We start from the raw sequence: 22,304 nt of genomic DNA on the forward strand, positions 1-22,304 counted from the left end.
AACCCTGTCAGCAAGGCACCGCAGCGCTCATCACGCTGAGCAGCCCCAGGCGCGATGCGTGATTGACGGCGCTTGTCACCGCCTTGAGCGACGCCAGCAAACTACTGCCGTCGCGCGCGGCGCCGAATAGCCGCCGGTTGTTCACGCGAATCTCGACATAGGCCAGTGCTTCGGCCTGAGCCCCATCGCGAGCAGCGTGCTCATGATAATCGGCGATATCGAAGTGAACGCCACGCCGGGCAAATGCATCGACCAGCGCCGCCAGCGGACCGTTGCCCTCACCGCTGAGGTCGAACTGGGTGCCGCCCATGTCGAGCACGCCCTCCAGGTAAGTCACAGCGCCTTCACTGACCAATTTAGGCTGCAACAACCTGTAGGGCTTGCCCTCCTCCAGATAATGCCGGGTAAAGCACGCAAGGATCATCTCGCTACTGATCTCCTGGCCCGATCCATCCGCCTCTTGCTGGACCAGGCTGCTGAACTCCATCTGCAACCGGCGCGGCATCACGACCCCATGCTGTTCAAGCAGATAGGCCACGCCGCCTTTGCCGGATTGGCTATTGACGCGAATGACCGCCTCATAACTGCGCCCCATATCCGCCGGATCGATAGGCAGATAAGGCACTTCCCAGAAGCCATCGGGATTGGCCTGGCGCACGGCAAAGCCTTTCTTGATCGCGTCCTGATGCGACCCAGAAAAGGCCGTGAACACCAGCTCGCCCGCGTAAGGATGGCGAGGATGCGTGGGCAACTGATTACAGTATTCCACCTCGCGCTGGACGTGGATGATGTCCGAGAAATCCAGCTGCGGATCGATACCGCTGGTGTAGAGATTCATCGCCAGGGTGAGGATATCGACATTGCCGGTTCGCTCGCCGTTACCAAACAGCGTGCCCTCGACCCGTTCGGCACCGGCCAGGCAGGCCTGCTCGGCGGTGGAAACCCCGGTGCCCCGGTCATTGTGCGGATGGACGCTGATGATCACGCTGTCACGACGGCTGAAATGCCGGCAAAACCATTCGATCTGATCGGCGAAGACATTGGCCGTGGAGACTTCGACGGTCGTTGGCAGGTTCAGGATCATCTTGTTGGAAGGCGTTGGTGCGAAGACGTCCGTCACCGCCTCGCAGACTTGCAATGCGAAATCCAACTCGGTGAAACAAAAAGTCTCGGGGGAATACTGGAAGGTCCACTGCGTCTCGGGATTGTTGTCCATGTGCTGTTTGATTTCGCGAGTGGCCTGGGTGGCAATCTCGATGCACCCGGCGCGGTCAACACCGAATACCACGTCTCGAAACACCGGTGCGGTCGCGTTGTACACATGCACGATAGCGCGGGGAGCGCCCTTCAATGCCTCAAACGTGCGCTCGATGAGATGGCTGCGGGCTTGCGTCATGACCTGAATCGTCACGTCATCGGGAATCGCACCGGTTTCGATAAGTTCGCGCACGTAATCAAAGTCGGTCTGCGAAGCGGCTGGAAAGCCTACTTCGATTTCCTTGAAACCGACCTTGACCAACAGGTCGAAGAAACGACGCTTGCGTTCGGCATTCATCGGCTCGATCAAGGCCTGATTGCCATCGCGCATATCGACGCTGCACCAGCTAGGCGCAACGGACTGGACCTGGCCGGGCCATGTGCGGTCCGGCAGATCCACGGTGGTGAAATGTCGATATTTGCGGGAAGGATCCTTCAGCATCATGGCGCTTATCCTTTTGATACGTCCATAGGTGGGCAGGCTCGGCATCTGACGCCACCGAACATTGGATCCAATCATAAATGAACATAAGTTGATGCAAATTGCGTTTTCACATCAACAAAAGGATAAAACAACAAAAAATAACCAATAAAATTTAACGCCTTGGTTATTTATGCTCAAACTCTAAATATTTGAACAATTTCAGCTCTAACAGGATCCAGCCCACCCCTAATGCGACGAAACATAAACAGACGGCTCAGCAGGCGCCGGCAACGCATAAGTCGCCCTCATCCATTCAATCTCCGCCTGAGGTGTTCGCCCGAACATCCGCTTGAACTCGCGGCTGAATTGCGAGGCGCTTTCGTAGCCGACGTTGAACGCGGCCGTCGAGGCGCTCATGGTGTTGCGCAGCATCAATAAGCGCGCCTGGTGCAGGCGTGTCGATTTCAAGTACTGCATGGGCGTGGAGTCCGTCACGCTGCGAAAGTGCAGGTGAAAGTTGGGGATGCTCATGTTGGCTTCGTGGGCGAGCGTTTCGACGTCCAGGTGCTCGTGGTAGCAGCTGTGGATCTTGCGGATCGCCCGGGTGATCTTGCCGAAGTGCCCCTGGCGACTGAGCGCGGCGCGCATCGAGCCGCCCTGCTCGCCGGTCAGGATCCGGTAGTAGATTTCCCGTACCAGTGACGGCCCGAGTATTTGCGCTTCGCCCGGGCGACTCATGGCTTCCAGCAAACGCAGCGTCGAGCTGCGCAGCAAATCGTCCATGGGCGAGGCGTACATGCCTTTGGGTTGGGCATCGCTGGGGCCGTGGGTCTCGTCCACTTGCAGCATCAACTCGCTGGCCAGCTGCAAGTCGAGACGCATGTAGACCGCCAGCATGGGCTCAGCTTCGGTGGCGTCGGTCTCCATGGTGAACGGAACCGGGACAGACACCACCAGATAGTGCTGGGCGTCATACACGTAAACGTCCTCACCCAGATAACCGCGCTTGCGCCCCTGGCACAGGATCACGATACCGGGCTCATACAACACCGGCGTGCGCGTCAGCGGCCGGTTCGAACGCAGAAAACGGATGTCCTCCAGCGCGCTGAGGTTGTAGCCCTCGACCGGCGCAAGCTGTTCCATCAACTGCACCATGCGCGAGGTGTTTGAGGCCTGAGTCATTGATGCCCCTTTGCTGGCCGCTCAACCGTCGGTCGAACGGGTCAGCGCTTCCCATTGATCGATCTCACTGGCCGCACGACTGAGTTTGTCGCGCACCAGGTTCAGTGCATCGCTGCCCAACAACACATGCGCAGGAGGCGTCGGGCTGGCAATGATCTGCAACATCGCTTGCGCCGCTTTCCGTGGATCGCCCAGTTGCTTGCCGCTTTTTTCCACGCGCGCTTTACGTATCGGATCGAAACTGGCGTCGTAGTCGGCAATGCTCCGCGCCGTACGCTGCATCGAACGCCCCGCCCAGTCGGTGCGAAACGAACCAGGCGCCACCGCGGTCACAAAGATGTTGAACGGTAGCAGCTCCTTGCTCAGCGTATCGGAGAGGCCTTCGAGGGCAAACTTGCTCGCGCAGTAATAGGAAATTCCCGGCATGGTAATCGTGCCGCCCATGGAAGTGATATTGAGAATATGACCGGCACGGCGCTGGCGAAAATACGGCACGAAGGCCTTGGTCACCGCCACCGCGCCAAACACGTTGACGTCGAACTGGCGACGCATCTCCTCCAACGGCGATTCTTCGAAAATGCCTTCATGGCCGTAGCCGGCATTGTTGACCAGGACATCGACCGGGCCGTAAGTGGTTTCTATCTGCGCCACCGCGCTATCGATTCGGTCGAACTCGGTGACATCCAGGATCACGCCATGGGCACGCTCCGTGGAAAGTGCTTCGAAGGCCTGCAACGCCGCCTCACTGCGCACGGTGCCGATGACACGATGGCCTGCTGCGAGCGCCTCCTGCGCCAGGGCGTTGCCCAAGCCACTGCTCACGCCGGTGATGAAGAGGGTTTTTCTGTCGTGCATGGTGAACTCCAATGGATAAACAGGAGGCCATGGTAACGATCGAAAAATGACCCACCTATGCCGGTTTGCCTTGGGGCATTGCCTATTCCTATCAGCGCGTCAGGTTCCCGGACCGGTCACGTGGGCTGGCAATCTGGCCAAGCGGTCCCAACCGTGTGCATCGATCCCGGCGCAGTTGGGCAACCACAGTGTTTGCAGCGGCAGTTGCTCCAACACGGGCACCACGGCCGACGTGATCCGCGATTCCCCTGGATCAGCCCCAAGCGTCAGGTCCCGCAGCGGCATCCCTGCGAGATGGGCCACCCCGGCGTCAGTCAGCCAAGGGCTGTCATACAGACCCAGGCGCTGCAGGGGCAGGTCTCGCAAACAAGCCAGGTCGGCATCGCGCAGGTTCAGGCCGCTTATTTCAAGCTCCTCCAATGGCAATCCCAACTCGACGAGCTTGCGCAAAACCTTGCCGTCGACGCCCTGGCAAAAGCTCAGATTGAGCCGCTTCAGCGGCAGGCCGACCAGTTGTTTCAGCTCCTTCCAAGTGATGTCGTTCAAGGACAGGTCCAGGGACTCCAACGCCAACCCGCGCAGATCACTCAACGTACTGGCGCAGACGCCCTGCACATCGGAGAGTCCCAATCGCTTGAGCGGAAACCCGTGCAGCACATCGAGCCGCTCGATCACCTGGCGTAGGCACTTGAGGTCCAGCTCCGCGAGCGGCATTCCCTCCAGCACTTCAAGATCGTCTTCGCAGATGAACGCAGAGTGCAGCGAAAGCTTTTCCAGGGGCAGCCCCCGAATCGCCTGCAACACGTTCTCGCTTGCATAACAGTCATCCAGACTCAACCCGCGCAACCCCGTCAGGTCGCCAAGCCAGGACGGATCGTCGAGGATCGCGCCGCTGCCACTGAGCGACAACTGTTCAAGGGGATGACTTGCCAAGTGCGCCATGCCACGGGACGTGAGCTCGCCCACACGTTGCAAGGTCAGGGAGCGCAGCTTGAGGCGTGACAGTGCTTTAAGGCCGTCGTCGGTGATGTCATCGCAACGGTTCAACGACAGTTCCTGCAACGGGCTGTCGCTCAGTTGACGGAGGAAACCGTCATCGAAGTCCTCGCCGTAGGTTTGCAACTTCAGCCGGCGCAAGCGTGCGGGCGACGGGAGGCAATTGGCGTTATCGTCGCGGGAAAAATTACTGACCTCCAAGGTTTCGAGGGCATTGGCGGGTAAACGCTGCCACGTTTCCGGGCCGCAGATAAACCTCGGGCTGTTGAGCACGAGCGTGCGCAAGGGCAGCCCGGCCAGTGCGTCACACCAATCCGGTTCGGCGTTGTTCAACTCCAGATGGTCGACCGGCAGGCCATGCAGTTGCGACAGCCATGGCCCGGGGCGATTTGTATGGGCGGTGGTGTTCAGTTGAGCCACCACCATCTTAGCCGCCGGATCGCCCAGGCCCGCCGCGACGCGTAAACCTTCCAGTGATGCGTCCCCGCTGTCGAGCAGATCGCGATAGAGCGATGCGCGCGTGGTGGTGTCATCGGGGTTGGTGGCGAGTTGGGCGATTAGAGCGTTGCGGTTGGGGGTGTGCACGGTCTAGGAGTCTGCGAAAGGGATTGAAGGGGGATATGGCCGTTAGGGAAGCATAAAAAGGAGTCTTACTGAAGAGGGTTGCAGGATTGGGTAGCGCCATATGCTTTCACCCTGTGGCGAGGGAGCTTGCTCCCGCTCGGTTGCGCAGCGACCGCAAAATCTCGGGGCCGCTGCGCAGCCCAGCGGGAGCAAGCTCCCTCGCCACAGTCCTCTCTCTAGCCATGACGATGTGCGGAATGGACGACTGGCTCGCCCTGTTGATAGCCACAAAGCGATGTAGGGAAATACCGCCGCAGAAAGGCCAAAGCTCCTACATGAAGCTCGGAAAGCGGTGTCTTGTGGCGCTTGAGCGGGGCGGCCTATAGTTCCTCGTCGCCCCGATGGCGACTCGGGTTTGGCGACTCGACAACGAGGTAGCTCCTTTCAACTGAATGAGGTCCTACCGATGAACCGATACATGCCCATCACCGGCGTCGACTGCGTCCCCGCTACCCTGCTGATCGACACCGAAGCCCCGCTTGATGTCCTCTTCGAAACCGCTGACTACCGCATCCGCACCGTGACCCAACTTCTGGAAAATATCGCGTTCCGCTCGGAGATCAGTTCCGACACGCTGGTGCTTTCCGACTTCTGCAAAATGCTGACGATCGCGCTGCGCGATGGGTGTGATGTGATGGATGTGATTGGCAGACGATTGCGGGCGCAGGCGGCGGAGTAAGTGAAGACGGGCGACTATGGCCATAACGTAGCCCCCACCGTCGGGAGCAACTACATCTATCTACTCCGATGAGCTGTGGCGCAGTTCGTCAAGAACTGCGCCACATTTTCAATCCAAAATGGCGCGATTCTGAGAACTGCGCCATAATCGCGCCAAATCTTCTCTAACAGCGCCAACATAACCATGCCTTCGACCACCAATATACTGAACAGTATCCTGGCATCCAAGAGTGGGGCGAGCCTCTCAGAGCTCTTGGCCTGGCACCCTGAAATTGCCCGGCGAACGGCGCAGCGCATCCTTGCAAACCTGGTCGAAAGCAGCCAAATCACTGCACAGGGAGAAGGCAGGGCACGACGTTATTTCGCAATAGAACACCAGGCCGAAACCCACGCCCTGAATACTGACACCGATGCCTTCCCTGCCTTCATTCCATTATCTGCAGACAGCCGGGACATACTCGCCTATATCAACCAGCCCACAGAAGCGCGCAAGCCGGTGGGCTACCAACGTGACTTTCTGGACGCCTATCGTCCTAACGAGACAGGGTACTTACCTGAGTCGTTGCGGCGCCAATTGCACAGGATGGGCAAAACCGCAGATGCGACGGAGCCAGCAGGCACTTACAGCCGGGCGGTCCTGAATCGCTTGTTGATTGATCTGTCGTGGGCATCAAGCCATCTGGAAGGGAACACCTACTCACGGCTCGACACGCGACAACTCATCGAGCAAGGTAAGGCAGCACAGGGCAAGGCCGCTATAGAAACGCAGATGATCCTAAACCATAAGACAGCTATCGAGCTTTTGGTCGAGAACATCGAGAGTGCCGAGTTCAACCGTTACACATTGATGAACCTGCATAGCTCCCTGGCCGAAAACCTACTGCCCAACCCAGCAGACGAGGGCCGAATTCGCCAGCACGCCGTCGACATCGGGAAAAGCACCTATCGCCCGCTCTCAACGCCACAGCAAATTGAAGATGCACTGGACGTCCTGCTTGGCAAAGCCAATCAGATCGCTGATCCGTTCGAGCAGTCTTTCTTCATGATGGTGCACCTGCCCTACTTGCAGCCCTTTGCCGACATCAATAAACGCACATCCCGACTGGCAGCGAATCTCCCCTTGTTCCGTGCCAATCTTTGTCCGCTGACCTTTCTGGATGTACCGGAGCAGGCCTACAGCCGAGCCACATTGGGTGTGTACGAAATGACCCGTGTAGAGCTGCTTCGCGACCTGTATATCTGGGCCTACGAACGCTCAACACAGGAATATCTGGCAATCAAGCAAGACCTTGCGGAGCCGGACCCTTTACGCCTGGCATGGCGAGACTTCATCAAGAAGACCATTCGGGAAATCATCACTCACCCAGAACTTGACCCATTGTCATGTATTCAACGCTCGGTAGCGGAATATGTTTCAGAAAGAGAGCAGCCGCAAGTGCAAGCGCTGATCATCGAAGAACTCCGTCGACTGCACGAAGGGGTGCTCGCACGCTACGGGTTACGACCATCGGAGTTCATGTCCTGGAAGTCGCTCCATGGCCACTGATGGATGTTCACTGCGCAAAAATGGGGACAGATTTATTTATAAATCGAGCAAAACCAACAAGCCTGCCCACTCTGCACTCCGCAAAATAAATCTTCCCCTTTTTGCTCCCTTTTTGCTGCGAAGTGAGGAGGCTGCCTAGATGATTCCCAGATTTATTTTAGAGTCTAGGAAACAAAAAAAACCTCCCCTTTTCTCCATTATATCTGTGGAAAGTATCAGGCGTCGCCCCTGAGCCCCCTCGTATCTGTTACATCGTCACGATATACAAGGAGACTGCCCTTGGGCCAGCTACCTACCCAGCCACACGGCCACCCACCGCTTAAATAAGCGGAAAATATTCCCTCAAAAAAATTATTAGTCTTACCTTGAACAGCTCGACTATACAGACAGCACTTTAGATCCGAGACAACATCATCCAATAGTTCTCTATGCTTCGGGGAGAGCTGCTTTTGAACTGAGTGACTCAACTCACCCAAAAGTTCGGATAGTTTAATATCCATCTCAGTATATTTTTCGCCCCCACCGTAAACAACATCCCAAACCTCACTCATTTTCTCAGATCTTAAGTCAGCCCAAGTGAAAAATTCTTCCCCATAGACCTGACCCCAAGCATATTTTTTTGCCGTTGCAAGATCAGAAATTTCGGCATTCCCCAAAACAACTTGATTGACAGACCTCAAGAGCAACCGATTTTTTACAAAGCCAATAACTTCATTTACCAGATTGCTATTTTCACCCAACTCTACTTCCCTACCCATTTCAACCACACCTCTGTCTTAGCGCCGTCGACGTTGCGGACAGCGAAAAAGGGGACGGATTTATTGATCGTTCCCACGCTCTGCGTGGGAATGCATCCCGTGACGCTCTGCGTCACCATCCAGAAGCGGAACGCGGAGCGTCCCTGGCGACATTCCCACGCAGGAGCGTGGGAACGATCGATATGTATTTTCAGCCTTAAAAATCACATGGTTGCAATTTGTTCCATGAGAGCTTGCTCCCTCGCCACAATGAAATTATTGAACCGCCTGCCCGGCTGATTCGGAAGGCGTCGTAGTGACCGCCGGCTCTATAACTTTCGCGGAACGCCCTGTATCGACATCACGAACTTCGTAATACCACCATTTCATCGAAGAAATGCCATACAGCCCATAGGTACGGCCACCGACCAAATCCACGGTCATTTCAATTGGACGTGAGTATCCGGTTCCAATAGCGTACTTAACGGAAAGTTTATGCCTTCCTGCGCCGAGTCGATACTCGGTTTGGCGGGCTAGCCAATATAGCGACGTATCGTCATCGATCTCGTCTATCGACAGATGCTTGTCGAACTGCCGAATTGTCGCGACCTCGTCCCAGGGTTTTCCTTCTGCGCTTTTATGTTCGTAATGAATGCACCCGGTCAGCGTGAAGCAGAATAAAGTCATCACTACAAAGCGTAAAACAACATCGTGTCGCATCAATGGCCCTCCAAGGCACGTTTTTATCTAGAAAAGACATAAATACCCTTTTCGCAAGACGGATTGGCTGGACGCTTGCAGTCTAGGTAATGGTTGAAGCGATGAACGAGCGACGGCAGCCACCTTACCGGCATCATTTTGGGCAGTTCAACTGTTCAGGGCGAAGCTCAATGGAAAAGAGTGTGCTGTTTCGGGCCAGGTAGTGATGCTCCTGGTGAAACTTGAACCTGCGCATCATCGTCAGCAACTGCGGTTCCTTGCAGGCCAGTTCCTCCAAATCACGGCGTACTCTCGCCTCCATGCTGGCCTTGCGTTCCTCGGAGAGGCTGCTCGCTGCTAAGTCGATCCTGTAGCGGTAGAAGATCGTGTCACCGTACGTAAAACCGACGTACTCAAGGGTGGTAATTGCATCCAGTTGCTTTGGCAGCGTCGCGTCCAGCTGGGCGAGGTGCTCGACCAGCAGCGCCTGTTGGGCCATCTTCTCCTGCTCGGCTTTGAGCGCGAAATAGCGTCCAATGCCGGCAATCAGTACTACCGCAGCGATACCCAAATAGAAATTACGCGGGTTGCGCCGTTTCTTCGGCGCCAACTTCATCAACATCTTGAATGACTCGTCTAAGAATGAAAAAGCCCTAGCGAAACTAGAAGCTACGGGTGAAAACGGTTTAGCCTGACACAACATCCTCGAGGGAGCACTCGGCCAGCCGTTTTCATTTCTTATAGGTGTATCAGCTGGTTAGCCGCTAAGTAAGCGCCATTTAAATCCGTCCCCTTTTTGCTGCTTTTTGCTATTTCTTACTTTTAATAGCCCCATACAAAACAGGATTAAATCCTTCAGGCCAAACCGTCCACTCATCATACATCGCGCCAGCCAAATTACATTTATCTATTTGCACAACCTCAAAATTTGCCCCATACAATTCAGCCCCTTGAAAATTCACCCCCTCGACATCCGCCCCCTTAAAATTTGCCATTGAAAGATCTGTCCTTGAGAAGTCCGCGTAGGCAAGGATAGATTCTGATAAATCAACCCCCCTCATTACTGAGCCTATTAAAATGGCATTCATTAGCGCTGCGTGCCTCATCTTCGCACCATTCAATATAACGAAGTAAAAAACAGCGCTCCTCAGATTTGCACCAGTAAAATCAGCACAACTAACATCATCCCTCTTAAAAATCGCCCGATGTAAATTTGCCTCTTTAAAATCTGCCCCAACAAAACTATCAAATGGAAACTCTAAAACCTCACCTGTTTCAAACCTTATAGCAATCATTTATCACCCCAATCTAACGGAGAAATTTCTAGACTAGCGGTCGGTCTTTTCTTTTCAGCTTTATAGGGCGTCAACACCCCAGGTACTACATCAGACTCTCTACCCAGTACTTTTGCCGCAATATATCGATGATTCCCGTCTACAATCACATTGCCATCCATCTTAATCGCTGGAGCTATGTCCCCGTTTAGGAGTCTATCGACATATCGCTGAATTGCAGGTAGAGACACACCATCTTGCGCACTAATAGTTTTGTCTCCTTGGAGTGCTTCTTGAATAATTTCTGGGGTTACGTCTGATCCTTTAGAACCCCCCCCTGAACTGCCCCTTTTGCATCGCTTAGAAGCTCATCTGCTGTACCACCCAGATTGGGAGTAGAGCCACCTTTCAAAGCAGAGGAGAGTTCTCCGGATAGTGCCTTACCCCCAACGTGCGCGGCTAGCAGTTCTACCAGCGACTGAGCAGCCTTATAGCCGAGATCCCCGGTCGGGCTCGCTTCTCCGGGATACTGAGCAGGATCAAATGAAGCGAGAACTCGCTCTCCCTCTGCTGAGATATAAGGAGCGTTGGTCTGGTCGAAAGATTCAGCTGCGCTGGCAAACGCGAGAGTTCCCACTGAAAAAGGGGAGGGATTTATTTAATAACTGAGCAAGCAAATAAATCCGCCCCTTTTTCCTACATAAATTACTACTCCTTAGGTATATAGATACAGAATTAGCAACGAAAACAAACGAAAATATTATGGAGGACCACATCCTCATATAAACGCATCTCAAATCTTAAGTCAGAAACTGAAACTGTCCTCAAATACTGTCTGCCCCCCTATTCTGACGACACATTGCCGTGCCACCTCGACGGGTACTACCTTGCCTAAAAACGGCATCATGGCCTTGTAGAACACCTTGTCACAGGCTTCATCTTTACTAAACGGTTGGGCTCTGCCCTCAGCGTCCGCAGTAATGTGGCAGCCCGCTACTAAATCAGCTGGCAGGTCTTTAAAGGCGACAGGCTTTTGAGTAGTGCCCGACTGCGCCTCGATCATTTCATTGCAACCACCGGTTACGGCCCCTTCCTTAACGGTTTTTACAAAAGCAACGCGCTCGTAATCGGTACCGCTGAAAACAGTCTGGTCATTGACGCTAACGCGATACTGCGAAGGCTGGAGCATGATGGATTTGATGCAAAACTGTGTTGTGACCGGCTGATTATTCACCGAGGCCGTCGCCGACTTGCAACCCGGGACTGCGTTGGCGAAGCCACCGTTTTGCGCGCTACCTACGACAGGAATACGCTCCTGAGGCTGCGTGATGTCATAGGCATGCAGTTCACAGCCTCCACCCACAAACTGGAGTTCCGCCAGATAAACCTTGCCCTTCTCCGGTGTAAAAATGGTGCTAATCGGACCGCAACGATAGCCGCGGTTGATACTTTCGCCAGTGGCGTAACCCGATACCTCGAATGGCTGATCGGGATCAGCTTGCACTTCCAACTGAGGGAAATGCTTCAAGGTCGCGCTGTGGGCCGTTTCGTTGAGCTTGGCAATCCAGCCGAACACTTTGCCGCGACCGGAATCCACCACTGTCCCCTGCACATCCATACGCCGGTCTGGGTCCGTCGCTCGCCTGATTGCAAATTCCACAGGGACGACATTGCCCGTCGCTTTCATGATCACCTTGGCGTGCTGGGCGTCTACGGTCACTTTGTTTTGGTGCAGTTGGATGCCGTCGTTGAGCACGGTGGGGGAAGAGTCTCTGACGTTGGATTTACAGCCTGGCAACGTCAGGATCAGGCTCAACATTAGTAGTGATGCTTTCTTCATGAGTAACTCCAAGTACATCCTAAAAAATTATAGACCTGGAGAAAAGTGGACAGATTTTTTTAAAACCGAGAGAATTCAATAAACTCGCCCCCTCAGCGCCTTATAAAATAAATCCGTCCCCTTTTTCCTTTGTCTCTCACGCCCCCCGCCCGGACACAAAAGACTTAACGTAGTCCCAACGAGTAACAACCCAGCACAATGCAAATATCCATGACAGAGGGAACCCGAGCCAAATAAAAACCCAACTTGAATCAGTCTGAAACAACAGTGAAATTAACACTGCAACTATCATCGCAAGAAAAGTACTCACCCCCCACACGATAGCCAACAATGAAAAAGCCAGCACCACCACACTAATAAATCTGTCTCCTCTCATTCGCGGTCTCATTAGGAAAAAGGGGACAGAAAAAAATGGGACCGATTTATTTATCAACGTACAAACCAATAAGCCTGCTCACCTCATAAAATAAATCTGTCCCCTTTCGATCCCTTTTTGCTGGTATCGTGCATTTAAGCGTCAGTAATTAAATTTCGTTTTCACCTCACCCTCACGGCGATAGGATATTGCGAAAGAAAGCCATTCCTCACCTCGCGCCTTGCCCTCTGCCCTCAACTCCTTTATTAGCCTATACAGTTTTGCACTATTAAAATCGGTATCAGCATCGGTTACTTCAACACCATCTTTCTCAACAGTCAGCACCGACTCCATATACCCTTCACCCACCTCAACCTCATAACAGAAATAGTCATAACCAAAAACTATTCCAGATTCAATCAAAGAAAATATTTCCTTCACAATTTCTAAATCTTTAGTAACCATTACTCACCTCTGGAATTTTGCCAGCTTCATTTTCAAAGGATACCGTTCGACTTTTACCATCGATAGTATAGGTCAACTCCATAGTATCCGGCCTTAGCGAAGCTGGATTTTCACGCTTAAATTTTATAAACGTTGGCCCTATAGTTTTTGATGGATCATTCAACGCCTCACGCATCCTGTTTTCATAATAAACTTTATATGCCGAACTGTTAAAGTTTCTATCTTGAGGAAACAAATTATAACCATCACAGGTACCACCCTGACTACACGCTTGAGCATGCCCACCAACGTCCGTTTCGCGCCCTTCCTTACCTGCAGCCGTCTGCCTCGAATCCCTTGGGACTTTGACATTAGCGGGTGTAAACGTCAGCTCTTCTACCATGCCATGACTATTCGTAACGAAGGCGTCGCCATTATCTAGCTCATACCGAGTATTAGGGCTCCTGGCCTTTGGATTATTAAGTATTTCGTAAGTGGGCGACCCTTTGACTGACTGGCTGGTATCCACCTTCACGACAGGATGCGAAGCATTCGACTCAGTTGCACTATCGCGGGCATTCGGTTTCGATCCGTCAGGCGTTACCGACGGTTGATCGTTTTTCGACCCCGCCTCTACCCACCCCTTCGACGGTGTATCCCCAAACTCCTTAGCCCAATCCGGATGTTTCGGATCAATCTCCAGCCCGTCGGTCCCCTTCGTTATATTATCCGAAGGCCCCTTACCAACAATGCCAATGACCTTACCCGCCCCTGCACTCGCAGCGTTTGTAACCGTCCCCAAGGCGATATTCAGCAGCGTCGTTGCGCCACGAACGTATACATCGCCCGGCTTCTCCAGACTTTTACGGAGGTCGTCTTCTTCCTGTAAATGCTCCTTGCTCTTACCCGTAAGTCCGCTCGCAATCGATTTGGAGATTGAATCTTTGGCTGCTGCGATTTTGTCGCCAAACAGCTTTTCGACTATCACGTTGCCGGCCAGACCGACAGCCATTTTACCAGGGCCCATGCCGGCCTGGATTCCCAAACCCAGAAGCTGCGCCTGCTCTACTGGCAGCCCATCTAAGTAAGTTTGAAGCGCCGCCGTTTTTTCCAGCAGTTGACTGCCTGGCGTGCTCTCTTTCAAAGGAGAGAAAAACGCGACGTGATCGATCCTATCCGAATACTTGAAACGTTCAGCCTTCTTCGGGCCTTCGTTATTCTCAGGACAGCCACCCGAGGCCTCGCAAGCTTTTTGCAGCTTGGCGAACTCTGCGAATGCTACCGCAGCGCCTTTAATGACGATCACATCTGCGGTCGTCAGGTCTTTGATCTTCCCAGGATCCTTACCATTGCGAACAAGATTCTTCGCAATATTCAGCGCAACCTCATCCCCCAACGCAGCCCTCGCGGAAGCAGGAACCTCCTCTATTGATACCCGCTGTGCCTGTATGCTGTTCCAGGCCTGTCCAGCGGCCTGTACCGGCCCACTAACCAGCTTGAGTGCGTCCTCATACGCTTTCAGGCTGCTGTCGGGGTAGCTTTTGATGCTGTTCTTCCAAGCCTGCACCGTCCCAGAGGGATCCATCACCGCGTCCACCGAGGACTTGGTGACGTACAAGTCGGTCCGAGATTCATCATCCTTGGTGATTTCGTAGGCCTTGCTCACATCCCGATTGAGCCCAGCCGTCGAATCAGCCCCGGTTTTAGAGTCATTGCGCACCACGACTTCACCGGCCCCAACGGTGGCGCGGACGGTCTGCTGACGATCCTTCTCATACTCCCAACCGCTGATGCTCCAACCGTTTTTATCTTTCTCGCCTTTACCAACCTGACTGCTGTCTTGGGCGCCGCTGCCACCCTGGGAGTAGCTGCCACCCACGTTCAGGTAATAGCCATGTTCCTTATCTTTACCGGCAATATCACTGAAGCCCAGGGTTCCGGTGTCCAGTTTGAGGTTGCCGTTATCGGCAGCGATCAAGGCACCGTCCAGCTGGGTGTGATCCTCGGTGCGGATGTCGACCTTGTTTTTACCGGTGATGCTGGTCTGCTGCTCGACCCAATTGGTCTCACCGGTTGTCTGTCCATACCCCACAGAGCCACTGACGCCAGCCCCTGGACCAAAGGTCGCTGTGACGCTGAGGTCGAACTCTTTGCCTTTGACTTCGCCGGTGTCAGGCACCGAGGAGACGTTCAGGTCGCCGCCGACACGGCCAACGACCTCATCGCCGCGCAGGGTGGCACCGCTGATGTTGGTGTCTTTGCCACTGGTGAAGCCCAGACGGTTGCCCGCGTAGAGGTAGGCTTCTTGCTGTCGGTTACCTTCCCGATCAAGATTGCCCTTGCCGATGTTCACGCTGACGTAGACGCCTACGCCTTGAGAGCCGAACGTCAGGCCCGCCTCGCCACCACCGTTGTGTCGATTGCTCTCACTGTCGCTGGCATTCTGCGCCGACCTGATGTTCAGCTCATTACCAGCATCGAGCGCAATATCTCGCCCAGCCTTGACCTGAGTGCCTACCAGGTTGATGTCGTGGCGGGCGTCCACGTTGACATCCCTTCCAGCGGCAACCTGAGTGGCCGTCGAACTGCCGTGAACGCCATCCTCGGTGGCAACACCGTAGCTGCCGCCGGCGCCTAGCTTGAAGCCACCACTGGTGCCGCCATGAATCCCACTCCAGCTTTGGCGATCAGTGCTTTCCTGGCTGACACTGCCCTTCGCCACATCCAGCGTGACGTCGCGACCTTTGACGTTGATATCCCGCCCGGCCTTTAGCTGACCGCCTTTGACCGTGACGTCGTTGCCGGCATTGAGATTCAGGTCGTTGCCCGCATCGAACGTCGACGCGCGATTGGTCTGCTCAATGACCTGCTGGTTACTGGTTTGCGTGCTGTTGCCGAATTTGACGTCGACGGTCGGTCCATTGACGAATTGGGCGACGGCATCGACGCCTTTTAGGGTGCTGGACGTCTTACTGACGCCGTTCTCCCCTTTCCCGGCACCACTGACCGCATCCTTGGTGTTGCCGTAGTTATGATTGAACGAAATACCAAGCCCATTACGACTGGCTTCGCGCTCCTGCTCGGTCAGTTGGGTTTCACGCGCAGCATCCACATTGATATTGCGTCCTGCCGTGAAGCCTATGTCGCGGCTGGCACGCAGATCGGAACCCGTCTGGTTGATATCGCGCTGAGCGTTGATGGCAACATCTTGCCCTGCACTGATCTGGCTAGCGGCAGCGGTTTGCTGTTCCAGACGATTCTTGTTCTTGAGGCTATCGGCACCTGCGAAGAAATTGATGCCATTAGCATCCGAAGAAACACCGATCCCAGCCTGCTTGTTCTTTTCCCAATCCCGCTCGGAACGACTGTTCTGCGCGGCCAGAACATTCACATCACGCCCGGCATTCAAGCTGACATTGCGCCCAGCATCGATACCACTACCCACGAGGTTGATGTCACGCTCAGCCTGCAGGGTCGCATCGCGTTCCGCCGTCACCTGACTGCCGACGCTGGTACTGCTCTGCGCGATCCGACCCGACTCTTTCGCCGAGGAGAACGACAGGAAGCCACCCGAGACCGAGAGCCCGGTTTTCTTCTTGTATTGCTCGCTATGGCTGTAAGCGGTGTCATTGGCCGCGACGAGGTTGATGTCGCCGCTATCCTTGACCAAGCCCGCACGCAGTTCCACGTCATTACCAGCGGTGGTTTCGCTGGCGCGCAAACGCAAGTCGTTGCCCGCGACCAGCACCACATCGTTGCCTGCTTCCAGTTCGCTGGCCACTTGGGAGGCCGTGGTTTTCAGCTCGCTTTTGCCGCTCTTGGACAAGCCGAGGAAACCCGATTTGGTTTTCTTGCTATAGGAGCCGTGCTCTTCGATACCCGAGAGCACCGCCACATCACCAGTGGCACCCACCACCAAATCATTGCCGGCGTTCAACTGGCTGCCGATCACCGTGACGTTGCGGCCGCCATCCAGCGTGACACCGCCACCGGCGGCCTGGCTGGTATTGACCGTCAGGTCTTGCCCCGCCTCAACCACCGACGCGACGTTGGTGCTGTCATAACTTTCCCGTTGTTCGCTTTTACTGCGGCCAAAGGAGCCTTTGCTTTTCTTCGAGTAGAACTCTGCGGTTTCGTCCGTTGCGGACAGCAGACTGATGTCGCGCGTGGCGTCGAGCGCAACGTCCTTGGCCCCTTTCAGTTGACTGGCGACGAGACTCAGGTCTTGCCCTGCCTTGGCGCTGAGGTCCCCACCCGACTGGATAACCGAAGACTGCTGACGCACCAGGTCGCTGCTGCTTTTGACTTTTTTGCTCTGGGACGAGCGATGGCTTTCGTTGGCGGCAGACGTGATCGCGATATCGCGCCCGGCAGTCAGCGCCAGGGTGCTCTGGGCGATGACGTTGCTGGCAACGACCCGCAGGTCCTGCCCGGCCGTCACCTTCATCTCCCGGCCCGCAGTAGCGCTGGAACCATTTTGGGTAATGGTTTGGTCCCGGTGCCTGCTCCCCATCGTGTTGTTGTCCACCTGCTCGGCGGAGGTGATGTTTACATCACGCACCGCCTGCAAGCCCATGTCATTGCCGCTCTTGAGCACGCCCCCCTTGTTGGCGATATCCCGTCCTGCACCCATCGTCAGGTCATGACTCGCCTCAATCCGCGCCGCGTTGTCAGCAAATTCGCGTTGCTCAGTCTTGTAGCCAGTGCTGCTGGCATGCCGAGTGATGGTTCGCTCATTGGTCAAATCACCAGCCACGGCAACAACACTGACATCCCGCCCAGCAATAACCCCACCCGCCCTGTTAGTCAGGTTATTACTCGCCAACGCATCCAGCCGACCACCCGCTTCCATCAACCCACTGTTGACCAAGCTGTCGCCCGCCGTCGCCCTCAGGTTGCTGGACGCACGCAAGGTGCCCGCATTGTTCAGGTTCTTACCCGCAATCAGGCTGACGTCTGAGCCCTGAATCAGCGCACCATTCGGCGCCAGACGATTATTGGCTTGAGCCAGGTAAAGCACCGGCACCAGCACCTGTTGATTATTCACCGTCCGGTTTTCCATCCAGACGATGTCATGGGTCAGGGCCGCAACCTGTTCGGCGGTCAGGCTGACGCCCAGGGATAGGTTGAGACTGTCCTTGCTGGCGATGGCGTTGTTCATCAGGTACTTGAACATGCCGTCGTCGGAGTTCTGGCCGTCGAGGAAGCGTTGGCCGGTGCGGGCGATCACCGCCTGTTGGATCAGGCGTTGTTCGTAGAAGCCGTCGCCCAGGCGCTTGGCGGCGGTGTCCGGGTCGTAGCCCAGGTTTGTCAGCAGGTAATCGGAGCTCATGAACCGGCGCATGTCGGTCAGCGCCGGGTTGGTCTCGATCAGGTACTTTTGCGGGTTGGCCTGGAACGAACGGTCCGGCAGGCCACGCACTTGCGTCAGGCCCGTGCTCTGGGTCGGCGTGGTGGAGCCGTCGCCGCTCATGCGGAACAGGCCGTTTTGCCCGGTGGGCAAGTCAAAACCCGGCAAGGCCAGCGGATCGACTTGTTGCTGGGTCAGGCTCGGGGGTAGCTGCCGATTGACGCTGATACGGGTCGAGAAGGCGTTGTCGGCCTGGGTGTCGGTGCGCGGGCCGGAGCCGACGTAGTTGTAGCCGCCACGCACGACGCCGCTGTTGAGGTCGCCCTGGGTAGGAATGTCGACGGCACCACCGGCCTGGATAATCGCGGCATAGGTCTGGTTATCGGTAGTACTGGTCTGGGTGCGAAACTGCAGAAACTCAGTCTCGGTCATGCCGATGAAGCGGCTCATCGCTGCTTCAAGGCCACCCAGGTCGTTGGCGTTGTAGTCCGGACTCTGCAACCAGTATTTGTTGGTGAAGTCATTCGCGGCGGTGCGCCAGCCACTCGGGTGGCGCGTGCGTTGGGATCTGAAGGTGCGCGAGGTTTCGGTCTCGCCAGTCTCGATGCCGATGTTGTTCAGGCTGACGAGGTTGGCAGTCAATGCACCGCCGACGCCGATGCTGCTGCTCCGGTTGGTCAGGGTGTCGCCCTGGATATTCAGGTTGCCGCCGGTGGTGATGCTGGAGGCGGCGCTGGCCGCGGTGACTTCGAACTTGTCGCGCTGGATGATCTGCCAGACGTGGTTTTGCTTGGGACCGTCGCAATCACCTGGGATGCAGGCCACTTCCCTGATCGAGGCGGTGTAGATGCCTGCATCGTTGGTGGTCAGGACCTCGCGGACGTTGTCGATCGTGCTGGCCGCCAGGCGCATGTTGCCGTTGCTCTGCAGCGAGCCGGAGCTGTTGAGAATGCGGCTGGCACGGGTGCCGAGGCCGTCGCGATCGATGCTCAGATCACCCAGGCTGTAGATATCGGCATAGCGGTTGGTCAGGCTATTGACGCGCAGGTTGGTATTGCCGCCGCTGAAGATCAATCCGTGCTCGTTGAGCAGGTCGCCGGTCGATACGCCGAGCGCGCCGGCACTGCCCAGCGTGCCGTAGTTGTTGATCGTGGCGGCCGTGACGCTCAGGTCCGCCGCCGAGGTCAGGCGACCGTAGCTGTTGAGGACGCCATCGACCACGACGGTTGTGTTGCCGCCGCCAGCGATGCTGCCGTTTTGCTCCAGATTGATCAGCGCGGCCTTGAGGCCCAAGGTGCCGAGACTGCTCAAGCGGCCGTTGCCTGTATAGGCGCCGGTCAGTTGCAGGTCGATGGCCCCATCGCTGCCAATCAGGCCGTCGACGCGCCAGTTGCTGCCACGGCCCACCATGCTGTCGGTACTGAGCAACTGGCCGGTGGCGGTCTGGGTCAACTGGTCGACATTCACGACCAGGTGCCCGGCCTGGATCGCCGTGTTGTTGGTCCAGCGATCAGCCGTCACCGTCAGGTTGCCATAGGTCACCAGCTGACCGCCGGCCTGCCCCAGGTTGGCTTGGCTGATGCCGAACAATCCCAGGCCAGTGTGCAGCAGCTTGCCACCCACGTTCTGGACGCTGCCGGTGTTGAAGCCCACGTCATTACTGGCGGTTTCCAGGGTGCCGTCGTTGTTATCGAACAGGCCACCGATCTTGAACACCGTGGTGCTGTTCTGGCCCAGGGTGCGCAGTTGGCCTTTCTGGTTGCTCAGGCTGGCGGCCAGAATGTCCAGGCAGTCCTGGCTTTCGATGATGCCCGCGTTGTTGTTCAGTGCGCCCGATAGGTCAAAGTCGATGCGACTGGCGCTGACCTGCCCGCCGCCGCTGTTGTCCATGCCCCGGCCACTGACCCAGACCTTGCCCGTGGCGTATATCCCGCCGTTGCGATTGTTGATATCCGCCACCGCGTTGGTGACCACGACATCGCCGGCTTGCGCAGCGATGCGTCCGCCGTCGTTGAACAGCCCAGCCAAGGCTCGGATGCTGAGTCCTTGAGCCTGGATCGTGCCGCCCTGACGGTTCACGTCATAGCCGTTTTTCAGCACGCCGGTGGTTCGTGCCTCCAGCGCGGCCTTGACGCTGGACAGCACGCCGCCACGGTTGTCCAGGTTGGTGGCGAAGACATTCAGCTTGGCGTCCTTGGCGATGATGCTGCCGCCCTGGTTATCGATGTCGCCGGATACATCCACGGTAACCAGGCCCTCGCCTTGCAGCGTGCCCTTGGCGTTGTCCAGGCTGGCGGCCTTGAACTCGACGCCGGCACTGCGGCTGGCGATCAGGCCTTGGTCAGCGTTGTTGACCTTGCCGGTCGCAGTGACCAGCAGCTTGCCATTGGCGGCCACGGTGCCTTTATTGCTGTTGTCCAGGCTGGCGGTGCGCACGGTCATGACGCCTTGGCTGGATAGCTCGCCGCCCCGGTTATTGATCGCGCCCTCGTTGGTGATGTCGAGGTTTTTACCGGCCATGACCAGGCCGGTCAGGTTGTCCAGGCTGTCGAGGACCAGGGTCGCGCTGTTCAGGCTCGACAGTTCACCTGCATTGTTTTCCAGATGGCCCAGGTTGGCCGTCAGCAGGCCCTGGCTATTGATCAGGCCGCCCTGGCTGTTGAGGACTTGATCGGCGCTCAGGTGCAGTTCGGTGTTACCCAGGATCCGGCCTTTATTGCGGTTATCCACAACGTTGCCGGTGACGGTGGTGTTGCGCTGCCCACTGAGTGTGCCGCCCTGGTTGTTCAACGCTGCGGTGGTCGTGACATTCAGGTCGCGACTGGCAATGACGGTTTTGCCAGCGTTGTTCAGTTGCTTGGCAGTGAGGGTGACATCACCCGTGGTATTGCGGCTGTTATCGGCGTTGACCCCGGCTTCGATAATGCCGTTGTTGCTCAGCGTGCCACCGCTGTCGAGGTGAATGCTGTCGCGCGCCACCAGGTTGTTCTGGCTGGTCAGGTCGCCCTGGGTCTTCACCCTCAGTCGGCTACCGGCATACACCTGGCCGCGGGTTTCCAAGCTTTTGGCGTCGATGTCGACGGCACCGGCAGCCGCCGTCTGCGCCAAACTCAAATGACCATTGGCATCCAGCTGAATATCCCCCCCACTGGCAACCATCTTGCCATCCAGCTTCACCCCAACCCCGGCCTCAGTCCCCACCAGCTTGATCGCACCGGCGTACATCCCACCCAACGCCGACGAGTCGATAGCCAGCTCCGGTTTCGCACTGCCGTCATCGGCACGGGCAGTGGCGTTCAGGGTATTGGCGTTGACGTCATTGCGCCCAGCCACGATGGTCAGGTTCTTGGCCTGGATCTCGGCATTGATCTTGGCGCTGCGGGTGATGATTTCGAAGCGGTCGACGTTGTTCACGTTGAGGCCCGCGCCTTCAATGGCGACGCTGCCCTGGTCCACCTGATAGCGGCCCACCTGGCCGTTTTCGATGATCGGCTTGCCCGTGGTCAGGGTCGCCTTCGGGGTGTTGATAAACCCGCAGCCATTGCAGGTGATGCCATAGGGGTTGGCGACGATGACGTGGGCCGACTGCCCCGCCACTTCGGTGTAGCCGCGCAACTGGCTGGGGTTGCCGCCGTTGACTTCGTTGAGGATGACCTTCGCGGCCGTGCCCTGGAGGTTCGGGTTGCCGAGGATGATCCCGCCCAGTTGCGTGGACTGGGCGGGGTTGGTGGCGTTGTTGAGGATCACGCCGTTGCTGCCGACGTTGTAGTCCTTGAACTGGTTGTGGGACAGGCCGCTGCCGTTGGGCTTGGCGATGTTGACCACCGGCACGCCGTTGCCGGCCTGGCCGAGGCTGGTGCCCGGGGCGCTGACCACGATACCGCCCGCCTGCGCCCACATCGGCTGCCAGAACATGACGTTGGCCAATAGGAACGCCAGGCCGCGCTTGGGCATGCCCCAGAAGGCGTCGCGGGTTTGCAGGGCAGCAGAAGGCTGGCGGGCCAGGAAGGCGTGTTGGCGGTCGTCCATGATCAGGTCTCGTT

Annotated in this window: 13 protein-coding genes; 2 read left to right on the plus strand and 11 right to left on the minus strand. The window is 56.5% G+C overall.

Annotated features, from left to right (window positions below; genetic code table 11):
* Positions 1 to 7 precede the first annotated feature (7 nt).
* The 4 genes from leuA to AB4Z20_RS04560 form a co-directional block, all read right to left on the minus strand.
* Positions 8 to 1,702, minus strand: a complete 1,695-nt coding sequence (leuA, locus tag AB4Z20_RS04545) for a 2-isopropylmalate synthase (RefSeq protein ID WP_442089398.1) — start codon at positions 1,700 to 1,702, stop codon at positions 8 to 10.
* 225 nt (positions 1,703 to 1,927) lie between these two features.
* Positions 1,928 to 2,863, minus strand: a complete 936-nt coding sequence (locus AB4Z20_RS04550) for an AraC family transcriptional regulator N-terminal domain-containing protein (protein WP_442089399.1) — start codon at positions 2,861 to 2,863, stop codon at positions 1,928 to 1,930.
* A gap of 21 nt (positions 2,864 to 2,884) precedes the next feature.
* Positions 2,885 to 3,718, minus strand: coding sequence for an oxidoreductase (locus AB4Z20_RS04555; protein WP_339482339.1), 834 nt, complete (start codon positions 3,716 to 3,718; stop codon positions 2,885 to 2,887).
* A gap of 99 nt (positions 3,719 to 3,817) precedes the next feature.
* Positions 3,818 to 5,299 carry a leucine-rich repeat domain-containing protein gene (locus tag AB4Z20_RS04560; RefSeq protein ID WP_442089400.1) on the minus strand — a complete coding sequence of 494 codons (1,482 nt, stop codon included), beginning with the start codon at positions 5,297 to 5,299 and terminating at the stop codon, positions 3,818 to 3,820.
* Between the two features lie 445 nt (positions 5,300 to 5,744).
* On the opposite strand from AB4Z20_RS04560, the gene AB4Z20_RS04565 reads away from it, so the two are divergent.
* Together AB4Z20_RS04565 and AB4Z20_RS04570 are read left to right on the plus strand one after the other, a co-directional pair.
* Positions 5,745 to 6,017, plus strand: a complete 273-nt coding sequence (locus tag AB4Z20_RS04565) for a hypothetical protein (RefSeq protein WP_024617777.1) — start codon at positions 5,745 to 5,747, stop codon at positions 6,015 to 6,017.
* A 183-nt stretch (positions 6,018 to 6,200) separates the two neighbouring features.
* A complete protein-coding gene (locus AB4Z20_RS04570; RefSeq protein WP_258690341.1) occupies positions 6,201 to 7,562 on the plus strand; it encodes a Fic family protein in 1,362 nt (453 codons plus the stop codon).
* Positions 7,563 to 7,777: 215 nt separating this feature from the next.
* On the opposite strand, the gene AB4Z20_RS04575 is transcribed toward AB4Z20_RS04570, so the two are convergent.
* The 7 genes from AB4Z20_RS04575 to AB4Z20_RS04605 all read right to left on the minus strand — a co-directional run bounded on the left by AB4Z20_RS04575 (position 7,778) and on the right by AB4Z20_RS04605 (position 22,290).
* Entirely contained in the window at positions 7,778 to 8,320 is a 543-nt protein-coding gene (locus tag AB4Z20_RS04575; RefSeq protein WP_442089401.1) for a hypothetical protein, read from the minus strand.
* 255 nt (positions 8,321 to 8,575) lie between these two features.
* Positions 8,576 to 9,019: a hypothetical protein gene (locus tag AB4Z20_RS04580; RefSeq protein WP_442089402.1), complete on the minus strand. Its 444-nt coding sequence runs from the start codon at positions 9,017 to 9,019 to the stop codon at positions 8,576 to 8,578.
* Positions 9,020 to 9,152: 133 nt separating this feature from the next.
* Complete coding sequence (locus tag AB4Z20_RS04585; RefSeq protein ID WP_186650495.1) at positions 9,153 to 9,620, minus strand: hypothetical protein; 468 nt, start codon at positions 9,618 to 9,620, stop codon at positions 9,153 to 9,155.
* A 187-nt stretch (positions 9,621 to 9,807) separates the two neighbouring features.
* Positions 9,808 to 10,293, minus strand: a complete 486-nt coding sequence (locus AB4Z20_RS04590; protein ID WP_442089403.1) for a pentapeptide repeat-containing protein — start codon at positions 10,291 to 10,293, stop codon at positions 9,808 to 9,810.
* A gap of 784 nt (positions 10,294 to 11,077) precedes the next feature.
* Complete coding sequence (locus tag AB4Z20_RS04595; protein ID WP_442089404.1) at positions 11,078 to 12,112, minus strand: hypothetical protein; 1,035 nt, start codon at positions 12,110 to 12,112, stop codon at positions 11,078 to 11,080.
* Between the two features lie 517 nt (positions 12,113 to 12,629).
* Complete coding sequence (locus tag AB4Z20_RS04600; RefSeq protein ID WP_053185568.1) at positions 12,630 to 12,932, minus strand: immunity protein YezG family protein; 303 nt, start codon at positions 12,930 to 12,932, stop codon at positions 12,630 to 12,632.
* The gene (locus tag AB4Z20_RS04605) at positions 12,922 to 22,290 is read right to left on the minus strand and encodes a hemagglutinin repeat-containing protein (protein WP_442089405.1); all 9,369 of its coding nucleotides are present in this window, start codon (positions 22,288 to 22,290) and stop codon (positions 12,922 to 12,924) included. Before AB4Z20_RS04605 ends, AB4Z20_RS04600 begins: the two co-directional genes overlap by 11 nt.
* Positions 22,291 to 22,304: the final 14 nt, after the last annotated feature.

This window comes from Pseudomonas sp. KB_12, assembly GCF_052114545.1.
Classification (GTDB): Bacteria; Pseudomonadota; Gammaproteobacteria; order Pseudomonadales; family Pseudomonadaceae; genus Aquipseudomonas; species Aquipseudomonas brassicacearum.

Excerpts from the sequence above, each read along its gene's own strand:
- leuA (WP_442089398.1), bottom strand. The coding sequence starts at position 1,702 with ATGATGCTGAAGGATCCTTCCCGCAAATATCGACATTTCACCACCGTG.
- AB4Z20_RS04550 (WP_442089399.1), bottom strand. The coding sequence starts at position 2,863 with ATGACTCAGGCCTCAAACACCTCGCGCATGGTGCAGTTGATGGAACAG.
- AB4Z20_RS04555 (WP_339482339.1), bottom strand. The coding sequence starts at position 3,718 with ATGCACGACAGAAAAACCCTCTTCATCACCGGCGTGAGCAGTGGCTTG.
- AB4Z20_RS04565 (WP_024617777.1), top strand. The coding sequence starts at position 5,745 with ATGAACCGATACATGCCCATCACCGGCGTCGACTGCGTCCCCGCTACC.
- AB4Z20_RS04570 (WP_258690341.1), top strand. The coding sequence starts at position 6,201 with ATGCCTTCGACCACCAATATACTGAACAGTATCCTGGCATCCAAGAGT.
- AB4Z20_RS04575 (WP_442089401.1), bottom strand. The coding sequence starts at position 8,320 with ATGGGTAGGGAAGTAGAGTTGGGTGAAAATAGCAATCTGGTAAATGAA.
- AB4Z20_RS04580 (WP_442089402.1), bottom strand. The coding sequence starts at position 9,019 with ATGCGACACGATGTTGTTTTACGCTTTGTAGTGATGACTTTATTCTGC.
- AB4Z20_RS04585 (WP_186650495.1), bottom strand. The coding sequence starts at position 9,620 with ATGTTGATGAAGTTGGCGCCGAAGAAACGGCGCAACCCGCGTAATTTC.
- AB4Z20_RS04590 (WP_442089403.1), bottom strand. The coding sequence starts at position 10,293 with ATGATTGCTATAAGGTTTGAAACAGGTGAGGTTTTAGAGTTTCCATTT.
- AB4Z20_RS04595 (WP_442089404.1), bottom strand. The coding sequence starts at position 12,112 with ATGAAGAAAGCATCACTACTAATGTTGAGCCTGATCCTGACGTTGCCA.
- AB4Z20_RS04600 (WP_053185568.1), bottom strand. The coding sequence starts at position 12,932 with ATGGTTACTAAAGATTTAGAAATTGTGAAGGAAATATTTTCTTTGATT.
- AB4Z20_RS04605 (WP_442089405.1), bottom strand. The coding sequence starts at position 22,290 with ATGGACGACCGCCAACACGCCTTCCTGGCCCGCCAGCCTTCTGCTGCC.